Below are 24650 nucleotides of genomic sequence, written 5' to 3'. Positions count from 1 at the left end.
GAACGACCTGTTCTACGCCCTGGTGCGGATGCAGGACAGGCGGCCGAAGGTTGTCGACGACCTGGGGCGGGTTCCCTCACCCTCGGAAGCCACCGGTCGGGCCTGGATGGTCCGATGCCCACGACGATCGCTCTGGTCGTCGTGGGGCGGTGCCGTCCTCCCCAGTGCCTTAAGAGCCTGGGAGGTACCCCCAGCCGGATCGGGTACCCCAGGGCGCGCCTGCCGATCGCCACCGCTGCCGCGTCGTGGCGAGTGGTCTTCCTGTTCTTGCTGGTGAGGGGCTTCTGCCAGTGCTGGGCGCCCCACTTGCTGGTGTAGGCCGGGTCGACGGCGACGACGGTGATGCCGAGTTCGGCCGCCATGCTGACGAGCCGGGCCGCAGCTTGCTCACGGGCATGCCGGAGATGAGGTTGCGGAAGCGTTTGCGGCGTCCGTGCTTCTCGCGGGTCTTCTCGGCGGTGAAATCGAGGTCCTCGATCGCGATCGCGATGCCGTGGCGTTTGGCCCAGTGCAGCAGGCGGATCAGGGCGTGCCGTACCTGGGCATCGCGGTGGCCGGCGGTGCCGGTGAGGTCGTAGCCGAAGCGGAGTGGTTCACCGACGGGGTTGCCATGGGTGTCGAGGCGCCAGGCGGCCAGGTGGTCGGCGTTGGTGTCGACGCCGACCATGCCCCTCGCGCGTGGCCAGGGGCACGGTCTGGACGGGTGGGAGGGTCCAGGAGGCGGTCAGGTACCAGCGCCCGCGGACTGTGTCTTCGTGGATGCGGTAGGCGACGGCCCGGTTGGCGGTGATGCGGTCGCGCCACTGCTCGCCCCGGTGCGCGAACGCCACCCGCGCGGCCAGCAGGTACCGGCCGTGCGGGGCGTTCGCCAGATGCGCCAGCGGGGCCGGGAGCTTGAGGAAGACCTCACCGTCCGGGGTGACGCGGAGGGTCTCGTTTCCGTACCTTTTGCCGGACCCCGTCCGCGGCGAGGAACCGGCGCTCGGCCTGCCACCGCTGCCGCCAGGCAGTCTCGGTCATCCCGGCGGCGTCGAGGTCGTGGCGGGTGTGCAGCAGCCGCTTCCCGCCGCGTACAACATGCACGCACCCGGCCGCGCGGTCCGCCTGTTCCCGCTCCAGCCGGTCGCTGAGGACGTGCAGGCGGCGGGACTTGGCGAACCACTCCTGTGTGCTGCGGTACCCGCCCGGTGCGTTCTTGGTGCCTTTCTCTCCGATCGGCCGGACAGCCGGTGCGTGATCGTGTGCACGCCCGTTTCCAGGGACTGGATGTGCGCGAGCTGACCGCGCCGGGCCAGCGCCCACTGGTCATGGCCGGCCTTCGTGATCGATCCGGCCCAGCGGGAGGACGCCTCGTCCGTAAGGGTGCGCTTGGCCACTGCTCGCTGTCGTGCTCCAGCCCGGCCGCGCAGCGGGCTTTGAGGTCAAAGGAGTCCCCATCGTCGCTGCCGAACCATCCGACACCGTTATCCACGCCGAAGCATGACCAACGGGCTGCCTTCGGTTCGATGCCGTCGGGACAGTTGATGCAGCCGGGCGACCCGCGTTCGGCAGGCAGTGTCGATCCGATGCGGGGGTGATGCTCCTTGAGTGGAAGGATCGGTGCCATGGCACCGAGAAGGGCTGGGTGTACCGGGTCGACGAGCCGCACGGCTCGCAGGGCTGGCGCCCTTACAGCGGCCATCCCGAGCGGTGGCGAGGGACCATCATCACCGATGATCCCAAAGAAACCGCCGAGTACGTCGCCGCCCTCGTCGTCACCGACCTGGTGACCGAGTGGGAGGTGCGCGGCACCGGACAGAGGCACGTGCGCGTGATCGTCTGGAAGAGCGAGGAAGGCGACGGCCCCGAGGACGCGGCCTTCACCGTGGAGATCCAGCCCGACATCGATGCAGTGTGACCGATCCGGCCGCACGGGACAGGCTTGGGCGTGGTAAAGCCTTCGCACGTGGCCAGGCCCGCGCGAAGACTCCGAGGGCAAAACAGTCCCCGGTAGTGCTGCGCGTGTCCTGAAGCTTCAGTCGTCACTGTTGCCTCGGTGTCGCGCCGGCTTGCCGGGGGCCTGAACCACATCCTGTCCAAGTCACTCCGCCGACTAGACCCGTACTTCGCGGGTCGTTGATTCGTATGGTGTGACCGGTCCGGGGGTGTCCCGGGCCGGTGGTGTGGCGTTGGGTGGGGTGTGTCGATGACTTCCTGGTCCCCGCGGCCACGGTCTCAGCGTCAGCGCCTTGAAGTGGCGGTGACGTCCGTGGTGGAGAAGCGTCTGGGCGCTCTGCCTGTCGCTGCCGAGTTTCTGCGCCGGCTGGATGTCGCCGGGATCGTCGACGAGGTGTGTCCTGGTGGCGCGAGTGCGCTGGTGACGCACGGGCAGGTGATCGAGGCGTTGGTGGCCAACCGGCTGACGTCGCCCGCGCCGCTGGTGCGGGTGGAGGACTGGGCCAGGTGCTGGGCGGTGGAGGAGGTCTTCGGGATCGAGCCCGGTCTGCTCAACGATGACCGTCTGGCCCGGGCACTGGATGCGGTCGCTCCGCACCTGGAGCACATCGCGGGCACGGTCGGGGCACGGGCGATCGGTGGGTTCGGGGTCGATGTGGCGCGGATGCACTGGGACATGACCAGCATGTCCGTGCACGGGGCCTTCCCGGCCGAGGGCCAGGACGAGGACTACCCGCTGAGCGGCTACGGGCATCCCAAGGACCGGCGCTTCGATCTGAAGCAGGTCCAGGCCGGACTCGCAGTGTCGGCCGACGGCGGCATCCCGCTCCATGCCCGGGTCTTCGGGGGCGGGGCGGCCGAGGTCAGCCAGGTCGTCGGCGCGATGAAGGACCTGCGGACCATGGCCGGCGAACGCGACTTCCTGATGGTCGCCGACTCCAAGCTGGTGTCCTACTCCAACGTCAGTGCCCTGCTGGCGGCCGGGGTCCACTTCATCGCCCCGGCCCCGGCCGCGCAGGTCAAGGACGAGGTCTATGCCGCCCTCGATCTCGCGCAGGCCACCGTCGTGGACTGGACGCCGGACCGGGAGGCGAGCAAGCCCGCCGGGCAGCGCGAGACCTACCGCGTGCTGGAGGACACCCACACCCTGACCGGGCCCCGCAAGAGCGATCCGCCGCTCACCGTCCGGCGGATCCTGGTCCACTCCACCGCGAACGCCGCCGGCCAGCAAGCCGCCCGGGACAAACGCCTGGCCAAGGCCGCAGAGGACCTGAACAAGCTCACCGCTGCGGCTGGCGGGCGCCACTACAGGACCCGGGAGAAGATCGTCGCCCGGATCGGTGTCATCGCCGCCAAGCGCCGTGTCACCTCCTGCCTGCGCTGGACCGTCACCGACAACGAGGACGGCACCCCGGTCCTGGCCTGGCACTTCGACACCAGCGTGCTGAAGGCCGAAGCCGTGGTCGACGGCTGGTACGCACTGCTGACGTCCGTCCCCGCCGACCAGGCGGACGCCGGGCAGATTCTGATCCACTACAAGGGCCAGGGCGCGGTCGAACGCAGATACCACGACTTCAAGGGCCCGCTCGCGGTCGCGCCGGTCTTCGTGCAGCACAACCTGGCCGCCGTTGCGCCCTGATCCAGGTCATCTGCCTGGCCCTGCTGGTCTTCTGCCTCATCGAGCGGCAGGTCAGACGGGCGCTCGGCCCCGAGCAGACCATGAGCGGCCTCTACCCCGACAACCGCCGCGTCCGCCCCACCGGCCGCATGATCTTCTACCACCTCGGCGAACTCACCCTGCGGATCGGCAACGTCACCGACCCGCCCACCGTCCAGATCACCCGCGGCGTCCAACTCCACCTCCTCGACCTCCTTGACACCGACATCGGCCAAACCCGCTGGCCACAGACCTGAAACGGTGACCCGCGAAGTCCGGGACTAGACGTCCTCACCGACTTTGTGACTCTTTCGGTGTTGTGGTCTATTAATCACAATGCACGAGATATGTCACGAGTCAATAGGATTTAGGTAAATTCTTCAGCATTCGGTGGGTGAAAGCGCTGTGGCACCACATGGACGACCGCCCAGGCGGACGCGTCCACCACACCCGCCACCTTGCGGACCTGCACCACAGACGGCCTGTACCTGTCCACGGGCCGCAAGGGCGCCGCAGCCGGATCCTCCGCGGCGTCCTGCGGCCCGCTGCACAGCAGGAGTGCCGGGTCTACGGGCGGGGCCGGCACGCCGACCAGACCTCCTGGAGGAGTTCCGGGTAGTTCTCGCCGTAGGTGACCACGGCCGCGTACACCGCATCGAAGGCCGCCTGGAGCGGGTCGGCTCCGGCCGCGCCGGTCAGCGCGGGAAGGGCCATGTGCGGCTGCGACACCCGCAGGGCCGGATCCGGCGCGCCGATGACGACCGCCATGGCATGGGCAGCCGAGCCGGCGGACGGCGGTGGGGGCGGGCTCGGCGACTTCATCGCGGAGGCTGCGGGGCCCACCACGGCCGGCGACGACGCCTGCCGGGGTTTCGGCATGGGCTCCTGCACCGGCGGGGATGCGGGCGGCTGGAAAGGGGGCCGTTTCGGCGCGATGGCCTGGCCGATAGTCCGGTGCGGGACACGCGGGTCACGGTTCAGGGTCTGCCACATGCGGGCGGGGTCGTCGAAGGGCGCCGGCAGCGGACGGCCCTCGGTCAGGGCGGTGAGCGCGTCGGCTATCCAGTCGAGATCGGTGAGACCGGCCGCCTCGCAGGCGCGGCGGGCCGCGAGCAGGGCCACCGTGCGCTGGGTTGCGGGGCCGGCGGCGTCGATGGCGTGGAGGAGGGCGGGGTCGAAATCGAGCAGGCCGCGGACGTTGCCGCCGACGGTGCGCAGAGCCTGGCTCGGCAGCTGTCCGCCCCATTTCCATCGTTCGTGGGCGAGCCGGCGTTGTTGTTCTGCTTGTTCCTGCGCGAGGCGGGCCTGGTGTTCGGCCTCGGCGCGTTCGGCGGGTGTGGGAGCAGGCGGCTGCCGGCGGGCGTAGTCGTGCCAGTAGGCGGCGATCTGCGAGGTCTGCTTCAGGACGCGGTCGGGCTTCGGCGGGGCGGGCCAGAACTGCAGGAGGTAGCTGTCCAGTCGGGGCTCGTCGTGCAGCCGGGTGTCCCGTCTGTTCGCCTGGTCCATGCCTTTGGCCAAGTAGCGCACACGGTAGTCGGCCTCCTCCAGGCCCAGTTCCCAACAGGCTTCGCCCGCCCACTGCATGAGCACGCTGCGGCCCGAGGCCGGGCGGAAGGACACCTCGACGACGTCCTCCCAGTCCGCATCCAGCGACGGGGCCTGGTCGTGGACCTCGACGGTGAAGCCGACGTTGCCGGTGTGCAGGCCGGTGTTCAGCCACAGGGCACCGGGTATCGCCGCCCCGCACAGGCCTGCGCTCTGTCCGGCGAACGCTTCCGCGAGGTCCGGGCCGTAGCTGTCCGGGGCGCTCTCGACGTAGATCTGACCGTAGTGAACGTGTACTTCGCCCTCGACCGGCCTGCGCACCCTTACCCCCATCGTTTCCGGAAAACGGGCCATGCCAGGCAGCCTAAGGAACACCACTGACAGCGCCCTTGGCCGAAGCCGGCATCGTCGATGCCGTACGCGGCCGGCTTCGGCGCATGGTGCCCGTCGGGAACGGCGGTTGCCCGCACCTCGGGCGCGGCGGTGAGCCGGACGCCCCTTCACCTTCGAGTGCCGGTTCACCGCCGACAGCCCTGGCCCGCGCTGTCACCTGCCGGGGCTCCGCCGGCCGTCCTGTCGCGCACGTCGCACGCGACTTGGGCATCCACAAGGAGGTCCTGCGGAACTGGGTCTGCCGGGCCGAGGCGGACGCCGGTGAACGCGACGACCGCCTGACCAGCGCCGAGCAGGAGGAGCTGAAACAACTCCGCAGGGAGAATGCCGAGTTGATGTGGGCGAATGAGATTCTCAAGGCCGCGAGCGCGTTTTTTGCGGCCGAACTCGACCGTCCCCGGGCGAGGCCGACCAGGTGATCGAGCACCTCAAGGGCATGGGCCTCGGGGCCGGGTTCGTCTGCCGGGTGCTGGAGCTGTCCGAGTCCGCCTACTATGCGCGCTGGAAGCGGTCGAAGCCGGCCCGCCACTGCGCGACGAGCAGTTGGTCCCTCTGATCGTGCAGGTTCACGACGAGTCGGGGGCCACCTACGGGGCCCGGCGGATCACCCGCGCGCTCAAGCGCAAGGGCGTCGAGGTCGCACGGTGCACGGTGGAGCGGCTGATGGCCGAGCTCGGGATCGAGGGCGTCATCCGCGGGCAGCGTCGTCGCACCACGATCCCAGAGCCGACTGCACCGCGGCTGCCGGACCTGGCCGACCGCAAGTTCACCGCCGATCGGCCTGACCAGCTCTGGGTCGCTGCCATGTCCCAACGCCGGTAAGTCAGCCGCCCTTTCGGGGGATTGACGGCATGCAGGAGCCCCGGCGGGACTGGGTTTCGACCAAGAAGACCGCGTCCGTGCCGAGGCTCCCGTGTCTGCTCATCCTGCCACCGTTCCCGCTGCCCGAGTGAGGCTGAAGCCGTCGGGGTTCCCCTCATCCTTTAGATGATCTCGGTCTGGGAGCCCTGCCGCAGTTGCTGTCTCCCGCCTCGTGGATCAGGTGATCGCCGACTGCGGGCGCCGGGAACGGCGGGTGCGTGCCCTGCCGACCCGCGTAACGTTGTACTTCGTCCTCGCTCTGTGGCTGTGCCCGGCCGCCGGCTATCCCGAGGTGCTGCGGATGCTGTTCCAGCAGCTCAAGGAGCAGTTGCGGGCCGGAGCACTGCGGATCCCCTCGACCGCGGCCGCGGTTCAGGCCCGCCGCCGGCTCGGCCCTGCTCCGCTCAGGGACCTGTTCCGGCGTCTGCGCGGCCCTCATGGCGATCCGGCGCCCCGGGGATGTCGGCCTTCGGATGCGACCTGGCACTGCTGAAGGTGTCGGTGGACGGCACCCGCCTGGACGTGGCCGACACCCCGGCCAACCGGAAGGCGTTCGGCGCACCGCCGCGCGGCCGCTTCGGCTCCGGGCGCTATCCGCAGATCCGGGTGCTCATGCTGATCGCCAGCGGGACGCGGGCCGTGCTCGAGGCGGTATGGGGCCCTGGTCGGAAATCAGCGTTGCCTGTCTCATCTGCCTTCGGCGTATGTCACACCTTGGGCAGGTTGTCTGTCATAAGGGTAAAAGCAGGCGCGAGCCTACTGACCCAAGGAGCGCAGTGATGACTAAGCCCGTTCTTGAGCCCGCGGCGCAGGAGCTTGCGGATGCGACGGCCAACCCGCCGTTCCTGTATGAGCTCGGCCCGGAAGGTGCCCGGAAGGTCCTGGACGACCTGCAGGCAGAGCCGGTGCAGAAGCTGGATGTGCAGGAGAAGTGGATCACAGTGCCCGCCGAGGTCGGCGATGTGCAGGTACGTATCGTCAAGCCCGTCGATGTCGAGGGCACTCTGCCAGTCGTCCTCTACGTGCACGGCGGCGGCTGGGTCCTCGGCAACGCCGGCACGCATGACCGTCTGGTGCGCGAGCTGGCCGTCGGGGCGAATGCCGCCGTCGTGTTCGTCGAGTACGACCGTTCGCCGGAGGCCAAGTACCCGGTCGCCATCGAGCAGGCGTACGCGACTGCTCGATGGATCACTGCGAAGGGTGCCGAGGAAGGTCTGGACGCTTCACGTCTGGCGGTGGCCGGCGATTCCGTCGGCGGCAACATGACCGCGGCACTGGCCATCATGGCCAAGCAGCGCGGCGACGTGACCTTCGTACACCAGTCGCTGTACTACCCCGTCACGGACGCGGCCCAGGACACCGAGAGCTACCGGGAGTTCGCGGACGGGCCCTTCCTCACGGCGAAGGGCATGGCCTGGTTCTGGGACTGCTACACCACCGATCCCGCCCAGCGGGCGGAGATCACCGCCTCGCCGCTGCGAGCGAGCCTGGAGGAGCTTCAGGGCCTGCCGCCCGCGTTCGTCATCGTCGACGAGAACGACGTGCTGCGGGACGAGGGTGAGGCCTACGCCCGCAAGCTGACCCAGGCCGGTGTTCCCACGACGAGCATCCGCTACAACGGCATCCTGCACGACTTCATGATGCTCAACCCCCTCCGGCCCACGCAGGCCACAACTGCTGCGATGGAGCAAGCCATTCACACCCTGCGCACCGCCCTCCGCAGCAACTGAACGTACTGCGCTGCTCAGCCCAGCCGCGGCACCTGACGGACCCGCAGCAACGAAGTTGTTCACCACCTCGGCCGCTCGTGCGCGTGGACCTCGCAGCTCAGAACAACGATCATCCACTTCCTCCACTCTTCACCACCCCACAGGCAGATAAGCACTGTGGGCAAGCCGGTCAGTGCGGTCGCTCGGCACCCTGCCAACCCGCACAGGGGACTGTCGAACCCGATCGATTCACTGAGCCGCCCCTCGGCCGTAGCCCGCTCCCGGCAAGGCGGGACATGTTCCCGCTTGCCGCTCACGGTCTGCCTCTCCATGACTTGCGGCAACCAGCTGCCGCAATGCGGTCAGGTCCACCTGCACGGACATGACTGAAACCCCTGCCTCGAAAGGGCTTTTCATGCATCGTCATTCGCGAATTCGGCGTGCCCGCACACCTCTCGCGCTCATGGCCTCGGCGACGGTCGCCACCGCCATCCTTGCCACGACGGTCGGCTCGGCGAGCGCCGCCAAGAGCACCACCCCCAAGCGCACCACCTCAGAGGGCAAGCCGACCGTCGTGCTCGTGCACGGCGCGTTCGCCGACTCCTCCAGCTGGAACGGCGTCATCAAGAGGCTGAAAGAGGACGGCTACCCGGTGGTGACCGCGGCCAACCACCTGCGCAGTCTGAGCAGCGACGCCGCCTCCGTCAGGAGCGTGGTGGACAGCATCGACGGGCCGGTGGTTCTCGTCGGGCACTCCTACGGCGGAGCGGTGATCAGCAACGCTGCCCACGGCGCCGACAACGTCAAGGCACTGGTGGTCGCCGACGGCTTCCTGCTCGAAAAGGGCGAGAGCTCCAATGAACTGGCGAGCAAGTTCCCGGGCAGCGTCATCAACGATGTTCTGCGACCCGTCCCGATCACCAAGCCTGACGGCTCCCAGGACGTCGACCTCTACATCGACCAGGCCAAGTTCCCCCAGGCGTTCGGTGCGGATGTCCCCGAGGACACCGCTGAGCTGATGGCGGTCACCCAGCGTCCGGGGACCGGCACTGCCCTCAACGAACCTGCTGGTGATCCTGCCTGGAAGACCATCCCTACCTGGGCCCTGGTGGGCACCAATGACAAGATCATCCCCCGGGATGCTCAGGTCTACATGGCCAAGCGCGCCAATGCCCAGATCAAGGAGATCAAGTCCTCCCACGCGGTGACCGTGTCCCACCCGGGCGCCGTCACCAACATCATCGAGAAGGCGGCCCGGACGGTCCGCTGACCAGCACACTCAGCAGGGCGGGGCGGCGAAGGCGCCGCCCCGCCCGTTCGTCGTCAGCTGCCACCAGTCTCCTTTGAACGTCCGCGGTCGGCGTGCGGCCCGGACGGCCGCTCAGGTGCGACCGTGGTTCTCATCCAGTCCGACCTCCTCACGTCTGACCGCGAAGCAACAAGTGCGGGTCGGGGATGCCGAGTCATCCGCCCAAGAGGCGACGCCGCAGGTCGCGAGGCGATGGGACATGGCGCGGAGCTCCATGGGGTGTGCCCGGTGAGAAGCACTGCCGACGTGCGACGCCGACAGGCCGGTAGTAGGTGAGTGCACCGGTGGCGGGGGTGCGACGCATCGGCAGCCGGCGGTGGCGGCCTGGGCAGCCGTTCACGACCAGAGCCGGATTCCGGCGGTGCGCCGGTTGTACATGACCGCTACGGCGAGGGTCTGGGAGGCCGAGGGGACCGGCCACGGCTCATCGCGAGCACGGACGAGGACAGCCCGGTCTTCGAGCCCGTGGCGTACAAGCTGAAGCTGTCGAGGCTGAGGCCGCGCCGACCGCGTGGGCGGAGATTCCCGACACTCAGCCACGAGTGAAAGCGTCGATCACCCTTTCAGCCCTCTGCCTGGTGGCGAAGTCCGTCCGAGGGCGCCAGCGACACAAAGTACGTCGAAGGCGTGTCCAACGCCGCCGCGAAGCCGCCCCGTGAAGTCGGTGGGCTCGCCTCAGGCACTCGCCGATCAGGGCCTGAGGTGCGGGGGAGGTCCAGCTCGGCCCAGACGACCTTGCCGCCCGGCGTCGAGCGGGAGCCCCATCTGCGGGACAGCTTGGCGACGAGGAAGAGGCCGCGGCCGTTCTCGTCCGTGGGGCGGGGGCGAGGCGGAGGCGGGGCGAAGGCCTCGGTGTCGGACACTTCGACGGTCAGGACTTGGTGCCGGACGAACCGCAGCCCGATCTGGCCGGTGCCGTGGCGCAGGGCATTGGTGGCGAGTTCGCTGACGATCAGTTTTGTGGCGTTCTCAAGACCTTCCAGTCCCCACTCCGTCAGTTGGCATGCTGCAAGATTGCGGGCGCTGCGGACGACGTCCTGGTCAGCGGGCAGTGTCCAGGAGGCCACCCGGCTCGGGCTGAGGGAGCGGGTCCGGACGAGGAGGAGCGTGACGTCGTCGCATGGCGCCTGGTCAGGAAGGGTCTGCGTTGCGATGTCGCAGCGTTCTTCCAAGGATCGGCCCGGCTGTGCGAGGGCGCTGCCCAGTCGGCGCATTCCCTCTTCGATGTCATGGCCGCGGGTCTCGATCAGGCCGTCGGTGTAGAGGGCGAGCACACTTTCTTCGGCCAGTTCCAGTTCCACGGACTCGAACGGGTCCCCCAGGCCGACACCCAGGGGAGCTCCGGTGGGAAGGTCGAGGTACGTGACCCGGTCTTCCGGGTCGATGATCGCGGGCGGGGGGTGCCCGGCCGATGCCATGGCGCACCGGCGGGTGGCGGGATCGTAGACGGCGTACAGGCAGGTGGCGCCCGACACCGCGGAGATCTCGTCCGGAAGATCGCAGTCTTCCTCGGCCAGTCGTTGAACCGTGTCGTCGAGGTGACCCAGCAGTTCGTCAGGGGGCAGTTCCATGCTGGCGAGGGTGTGGACGGCGGTGCGGAGCCTGCCCATGGTCGCGGCGGCGTGCAGGCCGTGCCCGACCACGTCGCCGACGACGAGCGCCACCCGGGCGCCGGACAGCGGGATCACGTCGAACCAGTCGCCGCCGACGCAGTGGTCCACGTCCGCGGGCAGGTAGCGCGACGCCACCTCGACCGCCGTGCCGCCCCTCAACCGGCGGGGCAGCAGACTGCGTTACAGCGTGAGGGCGGCGGTGTGCTTGCGAGCGTACTGACGGGCGTTGTCCAACGCCTGCGCGGCCCGGTTGACGAGCTCTTCGGCCAGGAGCAGATCGGCCTCATGGAACGGCACGGGATTCTCTGTGCGGACGAACAGCGCCATGCCCAGCAGGGCGCGCCGTGTACGGATGGGTACGACCATGATCGAATGCATGCCGCTCTCGCGGACCCTGTGCGCCAGTGCCGGTACCTCGTCGACCCATGTGCCCGGAGCGGTGTCCAGGACCGGCTCCAGGCGAGACTGCCCGGCATGCAGAGCGGCGGCAAAGGGGGAAGTGGGAGGCACGTCGACTGGCTCACCGCGCACCCAGGGGGACTCCGGCACGCCCTGGCGGATCGAGGCCAGGCCCGCCCGCCGGAAAGCGGGGAAGCGCTTGCCCGTCGCGCCGATGCGGACCGGGGGCCCCTCCCCGAACGAGACCGACTGCTCCAGGTCCACGGCGACGTAGTCGGCGACCAGAGGTACGGCGACGTCGGCCAGCTCCTGGCTGACCTGCATCACATCCAGCGTGCTGCCCAGACGCGCACTGGCCTGGCCGAGGACGGCGAGGCGCTCACGCGTCTGCCGGTTGGCGGTGACGTCGGCGCTGATGACGCACACCCCCAGCGCTGCCCCGTCGGCGCCCTGGAGGCACTGGAACGAAGCCGCGAACTGGTGCTCCGGGCCCTGGCTCGTCGGCAGATACGTCCGGTACTCGTGAACCTTGGTCGCACCGTTCTGGAGGACCTGCCGCATCACCGCCTCCAGTGTCTCGGCATGGGAACGGGGCCGTACATCGGTATGTCGACGCCCGAGCCGCCGGGCACCGGGAAGGCCGTCGTGGCTCTCAGCGACGTCGTTGACGAAGGTGCACCGCAGCTGCCGGTCACGAATGGCGACACCAATCGGCTCACGAGCGAGGAGGGGCCCCCTCACCGATCCGTCCATCCCGTCCTCGGACAGCGGGCCGGTGCCGGTCATGGAAGCGAGCCATCGCGTTGTTCCATCCTGACCGCGCAGCATCGTGAGCCGCAGACTGACGTCGAGTACACGGCCGTCCCGGTGGCGCAGCGCCTGGGCCCCCGGCCAGCCGTTCTCGGTACGGCACTGCTCGACGAAGGCCGATGTCGTCGCGGCTTCCTCGAAGGCCGGCAGGACGAGCGCGGCGGACCGGCCCACGACGTCCCCGGCGGAGTATCCGACGAGCCGTTCGGCGGTCTGTGTCCACCCGGCGACGGTCCCCTGCTCATCGAGCAGCGCGATTGCCGTGTCGGATATGTCAGACGCGTTCAACTGCTTGCCGAGTGTCACTGCGCCGAGGCTGGTCATGGTCGTCAAGTGCTCTCCTCGGGTGTCTGGGAGGGCCAGCGACCTGAGGCTCGGATGTCGATTTGCCCCTCTTGTTGCATGCATGACCAGATCAGACCCGGCTTTGTGACAGGGGCAGGCCAGCCAGTGACGCTGCCAGGACGGACAGTGCACATCGTTCGACTCCAGCCCACGTGGTGACTCAGAGCAGTTGCACTCACCGTCCGTAATGCCAGCGGGTGAAGCCGTCCGGATGCGGTTCAGGCGACGAACGGCATGGCGTGCCCACATTCATATCGTCACTCCCAGCGACACGGGAGGGTGCCGAGCCCGTCCCGCGAGTCATCGCAGAGCGTTACTGCCGGACACGGATCGGAGCCGATCGTTCGGTGCAACTCCCGATCATGGAAGGTGCATCGATGACCAGTGAGAGCGTGGCCGGGCACGAGGCCGGCGAGTCGGCAGCGGCTGTGCCCGCGAAGGCCGTGGACGGCCGGCTGATCGACGAGCTGGTGAGCCGCGTCGAGACCGAGGACCTGCAGCTGACCGGTGACGGCGGGCTGCTGCAGCAGCTGACCAACAGGCTGCTGGAGTCCGCCCTCGAAGATGAGATCACCAACCCTCTCGGCCATGGCAAGCACGATCCTGTGAGCGGGAACGGCGGCAACTCGCGCAACGGCAAACGGGTCGGTGGAGACAGCCGTACGCCGGGACCGGGACGGCACCTTCGAGCCGAAGATCGTCAAGAAGCGGCAGAAGCGTCTGACCGGCATGGAGGAGATGGTCATCTCGCCGGCCTGAGAGATCCGGATCCGACATGCCGTCCCCCATGGTGCCCCCGGCACCGCGCTCGGCCCGCCCACCGTCGCCACGCCCCGAGCGCGCTCCGTCCCACGGCCACCCGTGCCGCTGCACGTCACACGGCGCGGCCCGGTCCGGGCGCTCACGGCAGGCGCGCCCGCGGGCCTCGTATTCGCCCTGGACGGGCATCACATGCACATGGTGGTCGAGGTTCTTTCGGCGACAGCCTCGTGACGCCGCGGATGCCCTCCGTCCTCGCAAGGCTCTGACGGCCTCCCTCGTCCACGAGTACGGATGTCACACCCGGCCAGGGTGGGCGGTCATGTCTTGACGACAGCAACAGCCGCCCGCCGTACAAGTCGGCGATGGCCCATGACGCATATCCACAAGGACACATCGTGACCACTAGGCCCGCATTGACGAGCGGAACCAACCTCCGCTCGCCACTGAGGTGCGCGATGGCCGCCGCTGCAGTTCCCACCGCCCGCCTCGTGCTTCGGCGGCCTGCCGGGCAGATGCCGCGACCAACTCGACAGGCTTTCCTCACTCAGGCCGTTCCCCTCCACATCGGTCAGGCTCGCGCTCAAGGCCGACGGCTACTTCGTCGGACAGATCAATGGCAACGGGCACTGGGACGCTGTGGGCGATCCCTGGAGTATTTCCCCCACGCCGACCGCGTCGGAGTTGCCTTCATATTCGGCAAGAACATGGTGCGTTCCGGCAACACGGAGACCCGCCGTCCACTACGCATCGCTGACCGGTCACGTCCACTCCCACACACCAGCCGACTGCGGAACGCGAACGCGTTCCACAGCCCTGAGCTCAATGCACAGGAGCGCATCATGTCCTACCACGAGCACACCGACCACCAGTACGCCAAGCACATCCGCGCCGGCGCCCCTGCGGCCTTCAAGGCATTCGTGGCCTGGGACGCACAGGTTATGCGTGGCAGTGACAAGGTCATCCCGCCGAAGTACACCGAACTGATGGCTGTGGCCGTGGCACTGACCACCCAATGCCCGTACTGCATCGAGGCACATACCAAGTCCGCACACGCCGCAGGCGCAACCCAGCAGGAACTGGCCGAGACCGTCATGGTCGCGGCAGCGCTGCGCGCAGGCGGAAGCTACGCCCACGGCTTCATGGCGATGAAGTTCTTCGACCAGGCCGAGAGCGGCGACACCCCTGACGCGTAAATACAAAGCTGCGGCCGAGGCTGCGCCTGTCGGCTGCCACCTGCGGATACGGTTGGTGTCGCCACTGACAGTGAACCGCCCCGGTTCGAATGGAGACTCGATTCCGTGTAAGGATCAGAGTCATGGCACGTCCCTCCTCCTACCCGCCTGAGCTGCGCAAGCGCGCGGTGCGCATGGTCGCCGAGGTCCGCGGTGACTACCCGACCGAGTCCGCCGCGATCAACGCGGTCATGACGAAGCTGGGCATCGGCTCGCGCGAGACGCTGCGCAAGTGGGTCCGCCAGGACCAGATCGACTCCGGGCAGCGTCCGGGGACGACGACGGAGGAGTCCGCGCAGATCAAGGCGATGAAGAAGGAGATCGCCGAACTCAGGCGGGCCAACGAGATCCTGAAGGCCGCGGCGAGTTTCTTCGCGGCCGAGCTCGACCGGCCACACACACGCTCGTAGCGTTCATCGACGAGCACCGGGACCGCTTCGGCGGTGTCGAGCCGATCTGCCGCGTGCTGACCCAGCACGGCTGCAAGATCGCCCTCTCCACCTACTACGCCTGCAAGAAGCGCCTCACGTCGCCCTCGCCGCGATCGGTGCGGGACGAGGGACTCAAGACTCTGATCAAGGAGGTCCATGAGACCAACTACCGCGTATACGGGGCCCGGAAGATCTGGCGGCAACTGAACCGGCAGGGCCATGACGTGGCCCGCTGCACCGTCGAACGCCTGATGCGCGAGATCGGCATCGCCGGCGCGGTGCGCGGCAAGAAGGTGATCACCACCCTCCCGGACCCGGCCGCCGGGCGGGCCCCGGACCGCGTCGACCGCAACTTCGTCGCCCCTGCCCCCAACCGCACCTGGGTCGCCGACTTCACGCATGTCGCCGCCTGGGCGGGCGTCGTCTATGTCGCGTTCGTCGTGGACACCTTCTCCCGCCGCATCGTCGGCTGGTCCGCGTCGATGTCGAAGGAGACCCAACTCGTCCTGGACGCACTGGACATGGGCCTGTGGCAGCGCGACCGCGAAGGCCGCCCACCCATCCCCGGCGAGCTGGTTCACCACTCCGATGCCGGGTCGCAATACACGTCGTTCCGCCTTGCAGAACACCTCGATGCGGCCCAGATCGCGGCCTCCATCGGCTCGGTCGGCGACGCGTACGACAACGCGCTGATGGAGTCGACGATCGGCCTGTACAAGACCGAGGTCATCAAACCGCAGCGGCCCTGGAAGACGCTCTCGCACGTCGAACTTGCCACCGCCGAATGGGTCGACTGGTACAACCACCGCCGGCTCCACGGTGAGATAGGGCACATCCCACCCGCCGAATACGAAGCCAACTACTACCGAGCAACCACGAAACCCCAGCTCACAGCCACCAACTGAGATCTCTATCGAACCCGGGGCGGTTCACAGTTCATTTCTGTGTACCCAAACCGAGGGAGTTATTCGATGGTTGATAAGCCGATTCTGGTACTTGCCGCGACCGGCGGACAGGGTAAGGCCGTGACCGACGCGTTGTTGGGTCGCGGCGCCGAGGTACGGGCGATGGTACGGAATCCCGAGCACAAGGCTGCGCGCCAACTGGCCAGTCAGGGCGTCGACGTTGTGGCGGGTTCCTTGAGTGATCGCGGATCCCTCGCCGCAGCGATGGACGGGGTCGCGGGAGTCTTCGCCTACACCACGCCCTTCGAGGCCGGCACGGACGCCGAGGTGGCCCAGGGGGAGGCAATCCTGGCTGCCGCCGGCGAGAAGCGCGTACCTCATTTGGTGTTCAGCTCGGTGGCCGGGGCTGACCAGCAGAGCGGCGTACCGCATTTCGACAGCAAGGCCCGCATCGAAGCCGTACTGGCCTCCGGCGATGTGCCTCATACGATCCTGGGACCGACGTACTTCTTCGACAACGCCCTCGGCGGAACGGAACGCATCCTCAGCGGGGTGCTTGACCTGCCGCTCCCCTCCGACAGGCCGTTGCAGCAGCTTGCCCGCACCGACCATGGCGCGTTTGCGGCCGGGGTGCTGCTCAACCCCGCCCCCTACCTGGGGCAGCGTATCGAGCTCGCCAGCGATGCCCCCACCCCCGCCCAGATGGCAGCCGCACTGAGCGCGTCCTTGGGGCGGGCAGTCCGGCACGAGTACGTACCGCTGGAGGCGATCGGCAACCCCGACATGCACGCGATGTGGGCGTTCCTCAACGGACCTGGATACCGCGTCGACATCCCAGCTCTGCATACGGCTCATCCGGAAATCGCCTGGACCAGCTTCGCCGACTGGACGCAACAGGCGTTCGCCGCCACCCACTGAGCCCGAGGCGCTCACCCCCTCGGCACCGGGGCCTCCGGCCGCGCCCACCACAAGGCACACCGCATCGCGGCGATATTGCGACGGGATTTCACAATGACAACCTCGCGCTTCCATGAAGCGGACTGTCAGACAGGGGGGCAGCGAAACTGAAAAGTGTCTATCGGCTCGCACCGACAGCGCCGGAGGCGCGAAAGCGTTCCTGCACCACATACATGCCCTGCGCTCACCCGGGATGCGCGCCTGCTTTTCCGTCGGACACCCGTCACCGAGCTGGTCCGCCGTGCGATCCGGGCCCTGCTCGAGCAGATCCGGCACCTCGCGCTGGAACAGGGCGGCTCCTTGCGCCACGGTGCGCAGGTCGCCGAGCTGACCGGCATGGTCGGCCTGGACGGCTACCCGGACGGCACCCGGACCACCGTGCGGCACGAATGCCCGCACCCGGGCGCCCAGTTGTCGTTGTTGGACCTGAACGAGGGAATGTGCCACGAGGTCTTCCTCACCGACGCCCTCCTTTCGCGCCGCAGGTGTCCAAGGGAAAGGCTCGCCGAGGCGCTGAACGGAATGTTCAAGGCCGAGCTGATCGAGATGCAGGGTCCCTGTTGCTGTGCCGGTAAGGCAATTTTCTTTGCCGAGTGTCACATTTTCCGGGCCCTCTCGGTCTAGGAGTTGGAGATCGGGACGCCGGGACAGAGGGGCGGTGGAGACTCGTGGCGAACGCGGCAAAAGAATCAGGCTTGGCGCTGTCACGTCGGCTTACGGCCGAGTCGAACCGGCCTCAGCGGTGGGGCAGTGCGGAAGAGCCGCCGTTCTGGTACGTCGTCCCGACCGCGGACGACGACATCCCGGCCGTCGCACCCCGTCGCATCAGGCGATGAAGTTGCGCCTCGTCCTTCGACAGATCATGACCGGCCATCGGCCCCCCTGCTAAGGAACACACTGATGCAACCCGACACCATCGTCCTCGTCCACGGCTTTTGGGTGACGCCGCGGGCCTGGGAGGGCTGGATCGCCCACTACGAGAACAAGGGCTTCCGTGTCATCGCGCCGACGTACCCCGGATTCGAGGCGGAGGTCGTCGCCCTCAACGCCGACCCGACCCCGATCGAGACTGTGACCGTTCCGGCGATCATCTCCAGCCTTGAGAAGCTGATCACGGGGCTGAACCGGCCCCCCATAGTGATAGGGCACTCCGCCGGCGGCGCTTTCGCCCAGATCCTCCTGGACCGCGGCCTCGGCGCCGCCGGAGTGGCGATCAACTCCGCCCCCGTCGAGGGCGTGCCGGTCGTACCGCTGTCCCAGGTCCGGTCCCTCTTCCCCGTCCTGAAGAACCCGGCCAACCGGCACCGCGCCGTCGGACTGGACTTCGGCCAATGGCGCTACGCCTTTGCGAACACGTTTCCCGAGAACCAGGCCCGCGCCACATACGAGCGCTACCACATCCCCGCACCAGGCAACATCGTATGGAGCAGCGCACTGGCCAACCTTCACCCCGGCCACACTGACACCTACGTGGACTTCCACAACGCCGGCCGGGCGCCCCTCCTGTTCCTCTCCGGCGAGGACGACCACCTCATGCCGCCTAAGGTCCAGATGTCCAACGCCAAGCACTACAAGGCGGAGGGCACCACGACCGAGGTCAAGGTGTTTCCCGGCCGCTCCCACCTGATGGCCGTCCAGGACGGCTGGCAGGAGATCGCCGACTACGCCCTCGACTGGGCGCTCGCCCACTCCTGAGCCGTGCCCCCTACGAGTTCGGGACGGCATTTGTCCGTCCCGAGCGCTGGAAGGGAGCTCCCGCACGGGCGATTTCTGTATCACCTGCAGCGCAGGCCGCGGATCGCCTCCTTGTTCGACCTGTAGGCGCCGTGCAGCGAGATCGACTGAGTGCCGACCCCGGCCCCATGTTGATGACGGTTCCACTGGTCTCCTTCACGGCGATGCCGGTGTGGAACTCCTGAGCGTGGTCGACGAGGAGGTCGAGCCTGCCGAAGTGCTCCACGGTCTGGGTGCCCGTGTTGGCGTAGATGCGCCCGTAGGTCATCAAGTACAGCTGAGGATTGAACAGTTGTCGGTAAAGCCTCTCCAGAGGCAATCCCTTTCACCACGCTTGCGGATGACGTCCAGCACCGCTTCGGCGCTCTGCATCACGCATCCCCCGTAGGCGATCCCGTGGTACGTCTTCGTGGTACGTCCGGCTGCGCACTTTCACCGCTGGAGATCGGGCTTGAAGCAGTTCAGTCTTGGCCATATCGCGCGGGTCTTGCGGCACGTCGGCCTGGACACCTCCGGCCGGCCACCGCTTCCCTGGCATGCTCTTCGTCCCCTCACGCTTTCGCGTCCAGATGCAGTTCTCCCGCACACGGCTTTCCGACATCGTTCACCAGCTGGCGTGCGCCGTCGCCCTGCGTACGGTTCCGGTGAGGCGGTAGACCCCGAGCCGGGTGATCCACCCGCGAGTGAAGTCGTGGACCGAAACGGCCGTGACGATGACCCTTCGGACCGCGCTCCGCACGGAGCGCGGTCCGGCCGGAGCGTGCCAGGGGTGGCGGACGAGGGTGCTGTGACGACGTCTGTGCCGAAAGTTGTCGGCCGGTGGCTACCGGGTTCGTGACCGTGCGGTGACCGCAGTGTCGGTACAACGTTTGTCCGGTACAGCGATCTTGCCGGGCTGCCGATTTCGAGAAGTGGTGAGACACGACGACGGCTCACGCGGCCTCGGCAACGTACCAGCGCCCATCGGGAAATCTCCGCACACCGTCCACCACCTCCTTCGACAGGAAATGAAGCGGATGACCCATCACTTACGCACCTTGACCGCGTTGGCCGTGACCGCCGTGCTGGCGGTCGCGTCGCACACCTCCGGCACGGACACGGTCGCAGCGGCGGCCTCCCCCATCACAGCCCGATTCCCCGTCCACGCCGGATCCGCCGGCACCGGCTCCGTGCTGCAGCCGGGAGACGTCACCGGAACGACGGTGGTGGAACCGCCCCCGGCCGACGTGCTGGTCCGCCGTCCCGGACGGGCGCAGGGAGAGCTGTTCGTCACGGCGCAGAGCCCGGAGCCGAACTACGCCCGAGGGCCGCAGATCATGGATGACCGCGGCCGTCCCATCTGGTTCCGCGAGGTGCCGGACGGCTACTTCGCCACCGACTTCCGCGTACAGGAATACCGCGGCGAAAAGGTCCTGACATGGTGGGAAGGCAAGTCCACGAACACCGGCACAGGCAGCGGAACCGGCTATATCGCCAACGAGAACTACGAGATCATCGCAACGGTGCAGACGCCTGATCCAGGCGAGGTGATGGACCTTCACGAGTTCCTTCTGACCGAGCGTGGCACCGCGCTGATCATCAGCTATCAGCCGAAGCCGTACGACTTGAGCGAGCTGGGCGGACCCGCGAACGGCACGGTTGTCGACAACGTTGTGCAGGAGATCGACATCGCTACCGGCAAGAAGGTGATGAACTGGAGCGCTCTGGAGCACGTTCCGCTCACCCACTCCGACATACGGCCTTCCCCCGACAAGAACATGGCGTACGACTACCTGCATGTGAACTCCGTCGACGTCGACACCGACGGGAACCTGCTCATCTCCGGCAACGGCGCCAGCACGATCTACAAGGTGGACCGGCGGACGGGCGAGATCATCTGGCGCCTGGGCGGTCGCAACAGCGACTTCCGGCTCGGGGTGGGGGTGCGCTTCAGCTGGCAGCACGACGTCCGGGCGGTCGGCCGCAACACCTACCGCGTCTTCGACAATGCGACGCGGCGCGGCCTGGAGGGCTACGAATCGCGGGTGGCGTGGATCAAGGTAGACCCCGAACGCGGCACGGCCGAGCTGGTGCGCCAGCAGGTCCACCCGGAGCTGGTGTCCGGCACCATGGAGGGGGGCAGCCAACAACTGGACAACGGCAACACGTTCGTGAGCTGGGGCGTGTCCTCGCCGGGCCGCATGTCGGAGTTCTCGCGCGACGGCCGGCTGCTGTTCGACGCCGCGTTCCCCCGCTCCACCAGCAGCTACCGCGCCTACCGGCTCGCCTGGGAGGGCAGGCCCCTGACCGACCCCCGACTCCTCGTCGAGCAGGCCGACGAAGGCGTGGTCCGGGCCAACTGGAACGGCGCCTCGAACGTGGCCCGTTGGCGGCTGCTCGCCGCCGGGGCGGAGGGCAATCTGAAACCGGTCGGGACCGCGGCCTGGGACGGGTTCGACACGCCGATCACCCTCCCGGCCACCGCCCGTGACGCCGACCGGCTGCAGGTACAGGCGCTTGACGAACGCGGCAAAGTCATCGACAGCTCGCCCGTCACGCCCGTCGGCGCCGCCTCGTCCGACGGGAACTGAGCGGGTGGCAACCATGGCGTACGCGCGGATCACAGACCTCGTCTTCAGGACCCCGCCGCTGATGAAGATGACGGAGCTGGCGAATCACGTCGCCGCCGACGCCGGTGGCGACGCCGTCGCGAAGGTGGTGGGCAACTCCGCCATCACCACCAAGGGCATGGCGGTCAACGTGCTGGTCGAGGACCCGCGGCGGTGGCCCACCCGGCAGCGTATGGACCGCAGCCTCGCCGAGGCCACGCGGCTGGGCCGAGAAGCGGTGCTGGAGGTGCTCGACCAGGCCGAACTGCGCCCGCAGGACGTCGGACTCCTGGCCACCGTCACCACCACGACCCACTCCGCCCCAGGGCTCGACGCCCTCGCGCCGGCGCTCGGCATGCGCGAGAACGTCGAGATCCTCTCCCTCGGCCCGATGGGCTGCTACGCGGCCCTGCCGGCCCTGACCGCCTGCGCGCACTGGGTCGCGGCCCGGCGCCGCCCCGCCGTACTGCTGGCCGTGGACTTGTTCTCGCCGCACCTGCAGCCACCGCCGTACGACAAGGAGGCGGCCGTGGTGCTGACACTCTTCGGCGACGGCGCGGCCGCGGCCGTGCTGCGGCCCGACGAGCCGGGCGCGCCAGGGGCGCGGGTGATCGACGCCGAGCAGCTGACCGTCCCGGCGCACGCCGAGGACCTGCAGGTGCACATCGGCAACCAGGGACTGTGGATCCGGCTGGCCCCGACCATGCCGGACGTCGTGGCCGGCGCCGTCGGCCTCCCGGCGAAGGCGCTGCTGGCGAGGAACGGCCTCGCCTGGGGCGACGTGACCTGGTGGGCGGTGCACCCCGGCGGCAGGCGCATCCTCGACCGGGTCGAGGAAGCGATCGGTCTGCCCGAGGACTCCATGACCGTGGCGCGCGCCGTGATGCGCGAGTACGGCAACACCGCGGCCCCGGCCGTGCTCGGGGTACTCCGCCGGCTCCAGTCGACCCGGCCCCTGGGCCCCGCGGAGCACGGTGTCGTCCTGGCCTTCGGCCCCGGGGCCACGATCTGGGCGGTGCTGCTGCGCGGCGCGTAGCCCTCCGGACCACCCCTACGACATGGCACATCCCTACGACATGGAGAGGGCCCCATGCTGGAAATCTTCGGCGCCGGCTTCGGTCGCACCGGAACTCTGTCGCTCAAAACCGCTCTGGAAATGCTCGGCTTCGGCCCCTGCCACCACATGCTGGGCCTGTTCGAGGACCCGGACTCCATTGCGCTGTGGCAGGCCGCCGCCCGCGGCGAGCCCGTCGACTGGGCGCAGGTCTACACGGGCTACCGCTCGAGTGCCGACTGGCCAGGCGCCGCCTTCTGGCGGCAGATCACCGCGGCCGTCCCGGAGGCGAAGGTGATCCTCACCGAACGCGCACCGGACGCCTGGTACGCCAGCGCCGAGAACAGCATCTACGCCGCCGCTGTGGCCCCGCTGCCCGACGACGCCGACCCGCTGTTCGCCCAGGTGCGCCAGATGTCGCTCGACGTCGTCTGGAACGGCGTCTTCGACGGCCGATTCGCCGACAAGCAGCACGCCCTGCAGGTCTTCGAACGGCACAACACCGCGGTCAAGGAGGAACTCGACCCCGCCCGGCTGCTCGTCTTCGAGGTCGCCCAGGGCTGGGAGCCGCTGTGCGAGTTCCTCGGGGTACCGGTCCCCGACGAGCCCTTCCCACGCAGCAACGACAGGGCGGCCTTCGCGGCGCACATCGCCCAGCGCAGGTCCGCCGGCGGCACGGTGGGGCCGGCCGACTGACCCCGGTCCCAGCCACCTGTCCCGAGACGTTGGTGACGGGCGACAGAGCCTTGAGTCTTCCTTGAACCGGGTAAAGGCCCCTGGGTTCGGTGTGGATCGCGGGATCGTCCGGAAGCGCAGCGCGCCCGGGACTGCTTCGACCAGGCGATGCGCGCCTTCAACGACCCGGACGAGCCGATCTGGGCGGCATGGACGGCCTGGAGCCTGGGCGCCCTCGGCATCACCTCGCCGGCCGTCAAGTGGCGCAGCTCGACGACGCGGCGCGGTGGTGTCGGACAGCCGCGCGGCCGCGTCGACGATCTCGGAAAAGCCGCCGTCAGGCAGCTGCTTGATGAGCAGTCCGGAAGAAGCTGCGAGGCAGGGAAGCAGGCCCGTCCACCCGCGGCCCGGCCGCGCAACGCCCGGCTGACGTGCGGCCGAGAGGCGGTGCCCCCACGGGACGGGGGAAGGCCGCCGTGGGGGCACCGCGGATTCAGGTGGTGGCCAGTGCCTCGGTCGGTGGGAGACGGGCCGCCCGTACAGCCGGATAGAAGCCGGCCAGGCCGCCGATCACCAAGGTGGCGCCGACGCCGCCGGCCATCGCCCAGGCCGGGACGACGGTCGGCCAGCCCTGGTAGGAGGCGTACCCTGTCGTGACGCCGATGCCCAGGACCACGCCGCCGAGGCCGCCGAGCGCGGACAGCAGCAGCGCCTCGGCCAGGAACTGCGTGCGGATCTGGCCGCGAGTGGCGCCCAGGGAGCGGCGCAGGCCGATCTCGGAGCGGCGCTCCAGCACGGAGATGACCATGGTGTTGGCCACGCCGACCCCTCCCACGAGCAGGGCGACACCGCCTAGTCCGAGCAGCAGGCCGCTGAGGGCGTCGTCCGTGGCCTGCTTGGCGGCCAGCGCGTCGGACGGCCGGGAGACCTCGACCTCGCTGGGCATCTCCGGGTTGGCGGTGGCGCCCAGGATCGACTGGACGTCGCTGACGGACGACTCCTCGGCGCGGGTATAGATGCTGGTGGGGTAGCCGTCGAAATCCAGCAGCCGTTCCGCGACCGGCCAGCCCACCAGTGCCGCCGAGTCCAGGGTGGGCACGAGTTCGTTGGGGGCGAGCAGGCCGACGACGGTGAACCAGCGTCCGCCGAGCCACACCTTCACATCGGCGCCCACTCGGTCGACGCCGAGCTGTTCGGCCGCCTTGGCGCCGAGGACGACCGCCGGGTAGCGGCTGTGGGCCGCGTTCAGCCAGCTGCCCGCCACGACCTCGGTGCCGACGGACTTCGGCAGGTCCGTGCGGGCGGCGTCGACGGTGAGGCCGCCGGTCTCCTGCTCGGGCACATGGTCATTGCGGTAGACCTTGGCGTCCGTGCGGCCGATCGCCGACACCGACTCGACCTCCGCGATGTTGCCGATCATCCCGACCGACTCGGCGGGCAGATGGGCCCCCTCGCCGCTGAAGGACGTGCCGGGTGTGATCGTCAGCAGGTTGGTGCCCAGGGCCGAGAGCCGGCGGTTCAGGTCCTCGGTGGAGGAGGTGGAGATGCCCACCACACCGACCATGGCGGCGATACCGATGGCGATGCCCAGCGCCGAGAGGAACACCCTCATCGGACGCGAGCGCAGCCCTGAACCACCCACTCTCAGCACATCGGCCGGGGGCATGCGTGCGGGTTTGGGCCGCTTGGGCGGTGGGGTGCCCTCCGGTGCGGTCGGCGGCTTGGTGGCGCTCATC

At 68.7% G+C, this 24650-nt stretch carries 21 protein-coding genes and 4 pseudogenes; 19 read left to right on the top strand and 6 right to left on the bottom strand.

The annotated features are described in order from the left end of the window. Positions 1-93: 93 nt before the first annotated feature. A pseudogene (locus StrepF001_RS11760) lies at positions 94-1471 on the bottom strand (IS200/IS605 family accessory protein TnpB-related protein); the annotation flags it as partial. Between the two features lie 102 nt (positions 1472-1573). Here StrepF001_RS11760 and StrepF001_RS11755 point away from each other — a divergent pair. The 3 genes from StrepF001_RS11755 to StrepF001_RS11745 all read left to right on the top strand — a co-directional run bounded on the left by StrepF001_RS11755 (position 1574) and on the right by StrepF001_RS11745 (position 3849). Next, entirely contained in the window at positions 1574-1897 is a 324-nt protein-coding gene (locus tag StrepF001_RS11755; protein ID WP_129798196.1) for a hypothetical protein, read from the top strand. Between the two features lie 351 nt (positions 1898-2248). Then, entirely contained in the window at positions 2249-3574 is a 1326-nt protein-coding gene (locus tag StrepF001_RS11750) for an IS1634 family transposase (protein WP_206306817.1), read from the top strand. Positions 3575-3654: 80 nt separating this feature from the next. Then, positions 3655-3849: a hypothetical protein gene (locus StrepF001_RS11745; protein ID WP_106416989.1), complete on the top strand. Its 195-nt coding sequence runs from the start codon at positions 3655-3657 to the stop codon at positions 3847-3849. 310 nt (positions 3850-4159) lie between these two features. Here StrepF001_RS11745 and StrepF001_RS46330 read toward each other — a convergent pair whose 3' ends face one another. Next, positions 4160-5491: a hypothetical protein gene (locus StrepF001_RS46330; RefSeq protein WP_240797406.1), complete on the bottom strand. Its 1332-nt coding sequence runs from the start codon at positions 5489-5491 to the stop codon at positions 4160-4162. A gap of 83 nt (positions 5492-5574) precedes the next feature. Between StrepF001_RS46330 and StrepF001_RS11735 the strand changes: the two are divergent. From StrepF001_RS11735 to StrepF001_RS11710, 7 genes and pseudogenes are all read left to right on the top strand, one after another. Continuing rightward, a pseudogene (locus StrepF001_RS11735) lies at positions 5575-5907 on the top strand (transposase); the annotation flags it as partial. Positions 5908-5945: 38 nt separating this feature from the next. Beyond that, positions 5946-6086 carry a hypothetical protein gene (locus tag StrepF001_RS45535; protein WP_165396229.1) on the top strand — a complete coding sequence of 47 codons (141 nt, stop codon included), beginning with the start codon at positions 5946-5948 and terminating at the stop codon, positions 6084-6086. Positions 6087-6088: 2 nt separating this feature from the next. Then, complete coding sequence (locus StrepF001_RS45530; protein ID WP_165396228.1) at positions 6089-6352, top strand: IS3 family transposase; 264 nt, start codon at positions 6089-6091, stop codon at positions 6350-6352. Between the two features lie 211 nt (positions 6353-6563). Beyond that, positions 6564-6884 carry a transposase domain-containing protein gene (locus StrepF001_RS11725; protein ID WP_129798193.1) on the top strand — a complete coding sequence of 107 codons (321 nt, stop codon included), beginning with the start codon at positions 6564-6566 and terminating at the stop codon, positions 6882-6884. Between the two features lie 8 nt (positions 6885-6892). Beyond that, positions 6893-7171 (top strand): hypothetical protein, encoded by a 279-nt coding sequence (locus tag StrepF001_RS11720; protein ID WP_129798192.1) that lies wholly within the window; start codon positions 6893-6895, stop codon positions 7169-7171. Beyond that, positions 7171-8121: an alpha/beta hydrolase gene (locus StrepF001_RS11715; RefSeq protein WP_129798191.1), complete on the top strand. Its 951-nt coding sequence runs from the start codon at positions 7171-7173 to the stop codon at positions 8119-8121. The genes StrepF001_RS11720 and StrepF001_RS11715 overlap by 1 nt, the downstream gene beginning before the upstream one ends. Positions 8122-8563: 442 nt before the next feature. Continuing rightward, a complete protein-coding gene (locus StrepF001_RS11710; protein ID WP_240797405.1) occupies positions 8564-9370 on the top strand; it encodes an alpha/beta hydrolase in 807 nt (268 codons plus the stop codon). 602 nt (positions 9371-9972) lie between these two features. Here the strand turns inward: StrepF001_RS11710 and StrepF001_RS50035 are convergent. Together StrepF001_RS50035 and StrepF001_RS50030 are read right to left on the bottom strand one after the other, a co-directional pair. Next, positions 9973-11157 (bottom strand): ATP-binding SpoIIE family protein phosphatase, encoded by a 1185-nt coding sequence (locus StrepF001_RS50035; RefSeq protein ID WP_346656920.1) that lies wholly within the window; start codon positions 11155-11157, stop codon positions 9973-9975. A 45-nt stretch (positions 11158-11202) separates the two neighbouring features. Continuing rightward, positions 11203-12555, bottom strand: a complete 1353-nt coding sequence (locus StrepF001_RS50030; RefSeq protein ID WP_346656930.1) for a PAS domain S-box protein — start codon at positions 12553-12555, stop codon at positions 11203-11205. A 398-nt stretch (positions 12556-12953) separates the two neighbouring features. Here StrepF001_RS50030 and StrepF001_RS11700 point away from each other — a divergent pair. The 6 genes and pseudogenes from StrepF001_RS11700 to StrepF001_RS11675 form a co-directional block, all read left to right on the top strand. Next, positions 12954-13326, top strand: a pseudogene (locus StrepF001_RS11700) (transposase); the annotation flags it as partial. A gap of 851 nt (positions 13327-14177) precedes the next feature. Continuing rightward, positions 14178-14531 (top strand): carboxymuconolactone decarboxylase family protein, encoded by a 354-nt coding sequence (locus StrepF001_RS11695; RefSeq protein ID WP_129798189.1) that lies wholly within the window; start codon positions 14178-14180, stop codon positions 14529-14531. A gap of 122 nt (positions 14532-14653) precedes the next feature. After that, positions 14654-15906, top strand: a protein-coding gene (locus StrepF001_RS11690) for an IS3 family transposase (RefSeq protein WP_240797404.1) whose coding sequence is annotated in 2 segments (ribosomal slippage) — positions 14654-14936 and positions 14936-15906 — 1254 coding nt in all. Because the reading frame shifts where the segments join, the coding sequence is not laid out codon by codon here. A gap of 66 nt (positions 15907-15972) precedes the next feature. Then, positions 15973-16824 carry an NmrA/HSCARG family protein gene (locus StrepF001_RS11685; protein WP_129798443.1) on the top strand — a complete coding sequence of 284 codons (852 nt, stop codon included), beginning with the start codon at positions 15973-15975 and terminating at the stop codon, positions 16822-16824. Positions 16825-17163: 339 nt separating this feature from the next. Continuing rightward, positions 17164-17487 carry a hypothetical protein gene (locus StrepF001_RS11680; protein ID WP_129798188.1) on the top strand — a complete coding sequence of 108 codons (324 nt, stop codon included), beginning with the start codon at positions 17164-17166 and terminating at the stop codon, positions 17485-17487. Between the two features lie 276 nt (positions 17488-17763). Beyond that, positions 17764-18558 (top strand): alpha/beta hydrolase, encoded by a 795-nt coding sequence (locus StrepF001_RS11675; protein ID WP_129798187.1) that lies wholly within the window; start codon positions 17764-17766, stop codon positions 18556-18558. A 274-nt stretch (positions 18559-18832) separates the two neighbouring features. Here StrepF001_RS11675 and StrepF001_RS50025 read toward each other — a convergent pair. Further along, positions 18833-18969, bottom strand: a pseudogene (locus StrepF001_RS50025) (RNA-directed DNA polymerase); the annotation flags it as partial. A gap of 644 nt (positions 18970-19613) precedes the next feature. Between StrepF001_RS50025 and StrepF001_RS11665 the strand changes: the two are divergent. Genes StrepF001_RS11665 through StrepF001_RS11655 form a run of 3 tightly spaced genes read left to right on the top strand, consistent with a single transcriptional unit; the run spans position 19614 to position 22935 of the window. Then, positions 19614-21167 (top strand): arylsulfotransferase family protein, encoded by a 1554-nt coding sequence (locus tag StrepF001_RS11665; RefSeq protein ID WP_129798186.1) that lies wholly within the window; start codon positions 19614-19616, stop codon positions 21165-21167. Between the two features lie 13 nt (positions 21168-21180). Beyond that, entirely contained in the window at positions 21181-22221 is a 1041-nt protein-coding gene (locus StrepF001_RS11660; protein ID WP_129798185.1) for a 3-oxoacyl-[acyl-carrier-protein] synthase III C-terminal domain-containing protein, read from the top strand. Between the two features lie 54 nt (positions 22222-22275). After that, complete coding sequence (locus StrepF001_RS11655; protein ID WP_129798184.1) at positions 22276-22935, top strand: sulfotransferase family protein; 660 nt, start codon at positions 22276-22278, stop codon at positions 22933-22935. 472 nt (positions 22936-23407) lie between these two features. Here the strand turns inward: StrepF001_RS11655 and StrepF001_RS11650 are convergent, their stop codons facing one another. Further along, entirely contained in the window at positions 23408-24649 is a 1242-nt protein-coding gene (locus tag StrepF001_RS11650) for an ABC transporter permease (protein ID WP_129798442.1), read from the bottom strand. Between the last annotated feature and the right edge of the window lies 1 nt (position 24650).

It is taken from the genome of Streptomyces sp. F001 (assembly GCF_004187715.1).
In the GTDB taxonomy this organism is placed as follows: domain Bacteria; phylum Actinomycetota; class Actinomycetes; order Streptomycetales; family Streptomycetaceae; genus Streptomyces; species Streptomyces flavusporus.
This window is presented reverse-complemented; position numbering and strand designations above follow the sequence as displayed.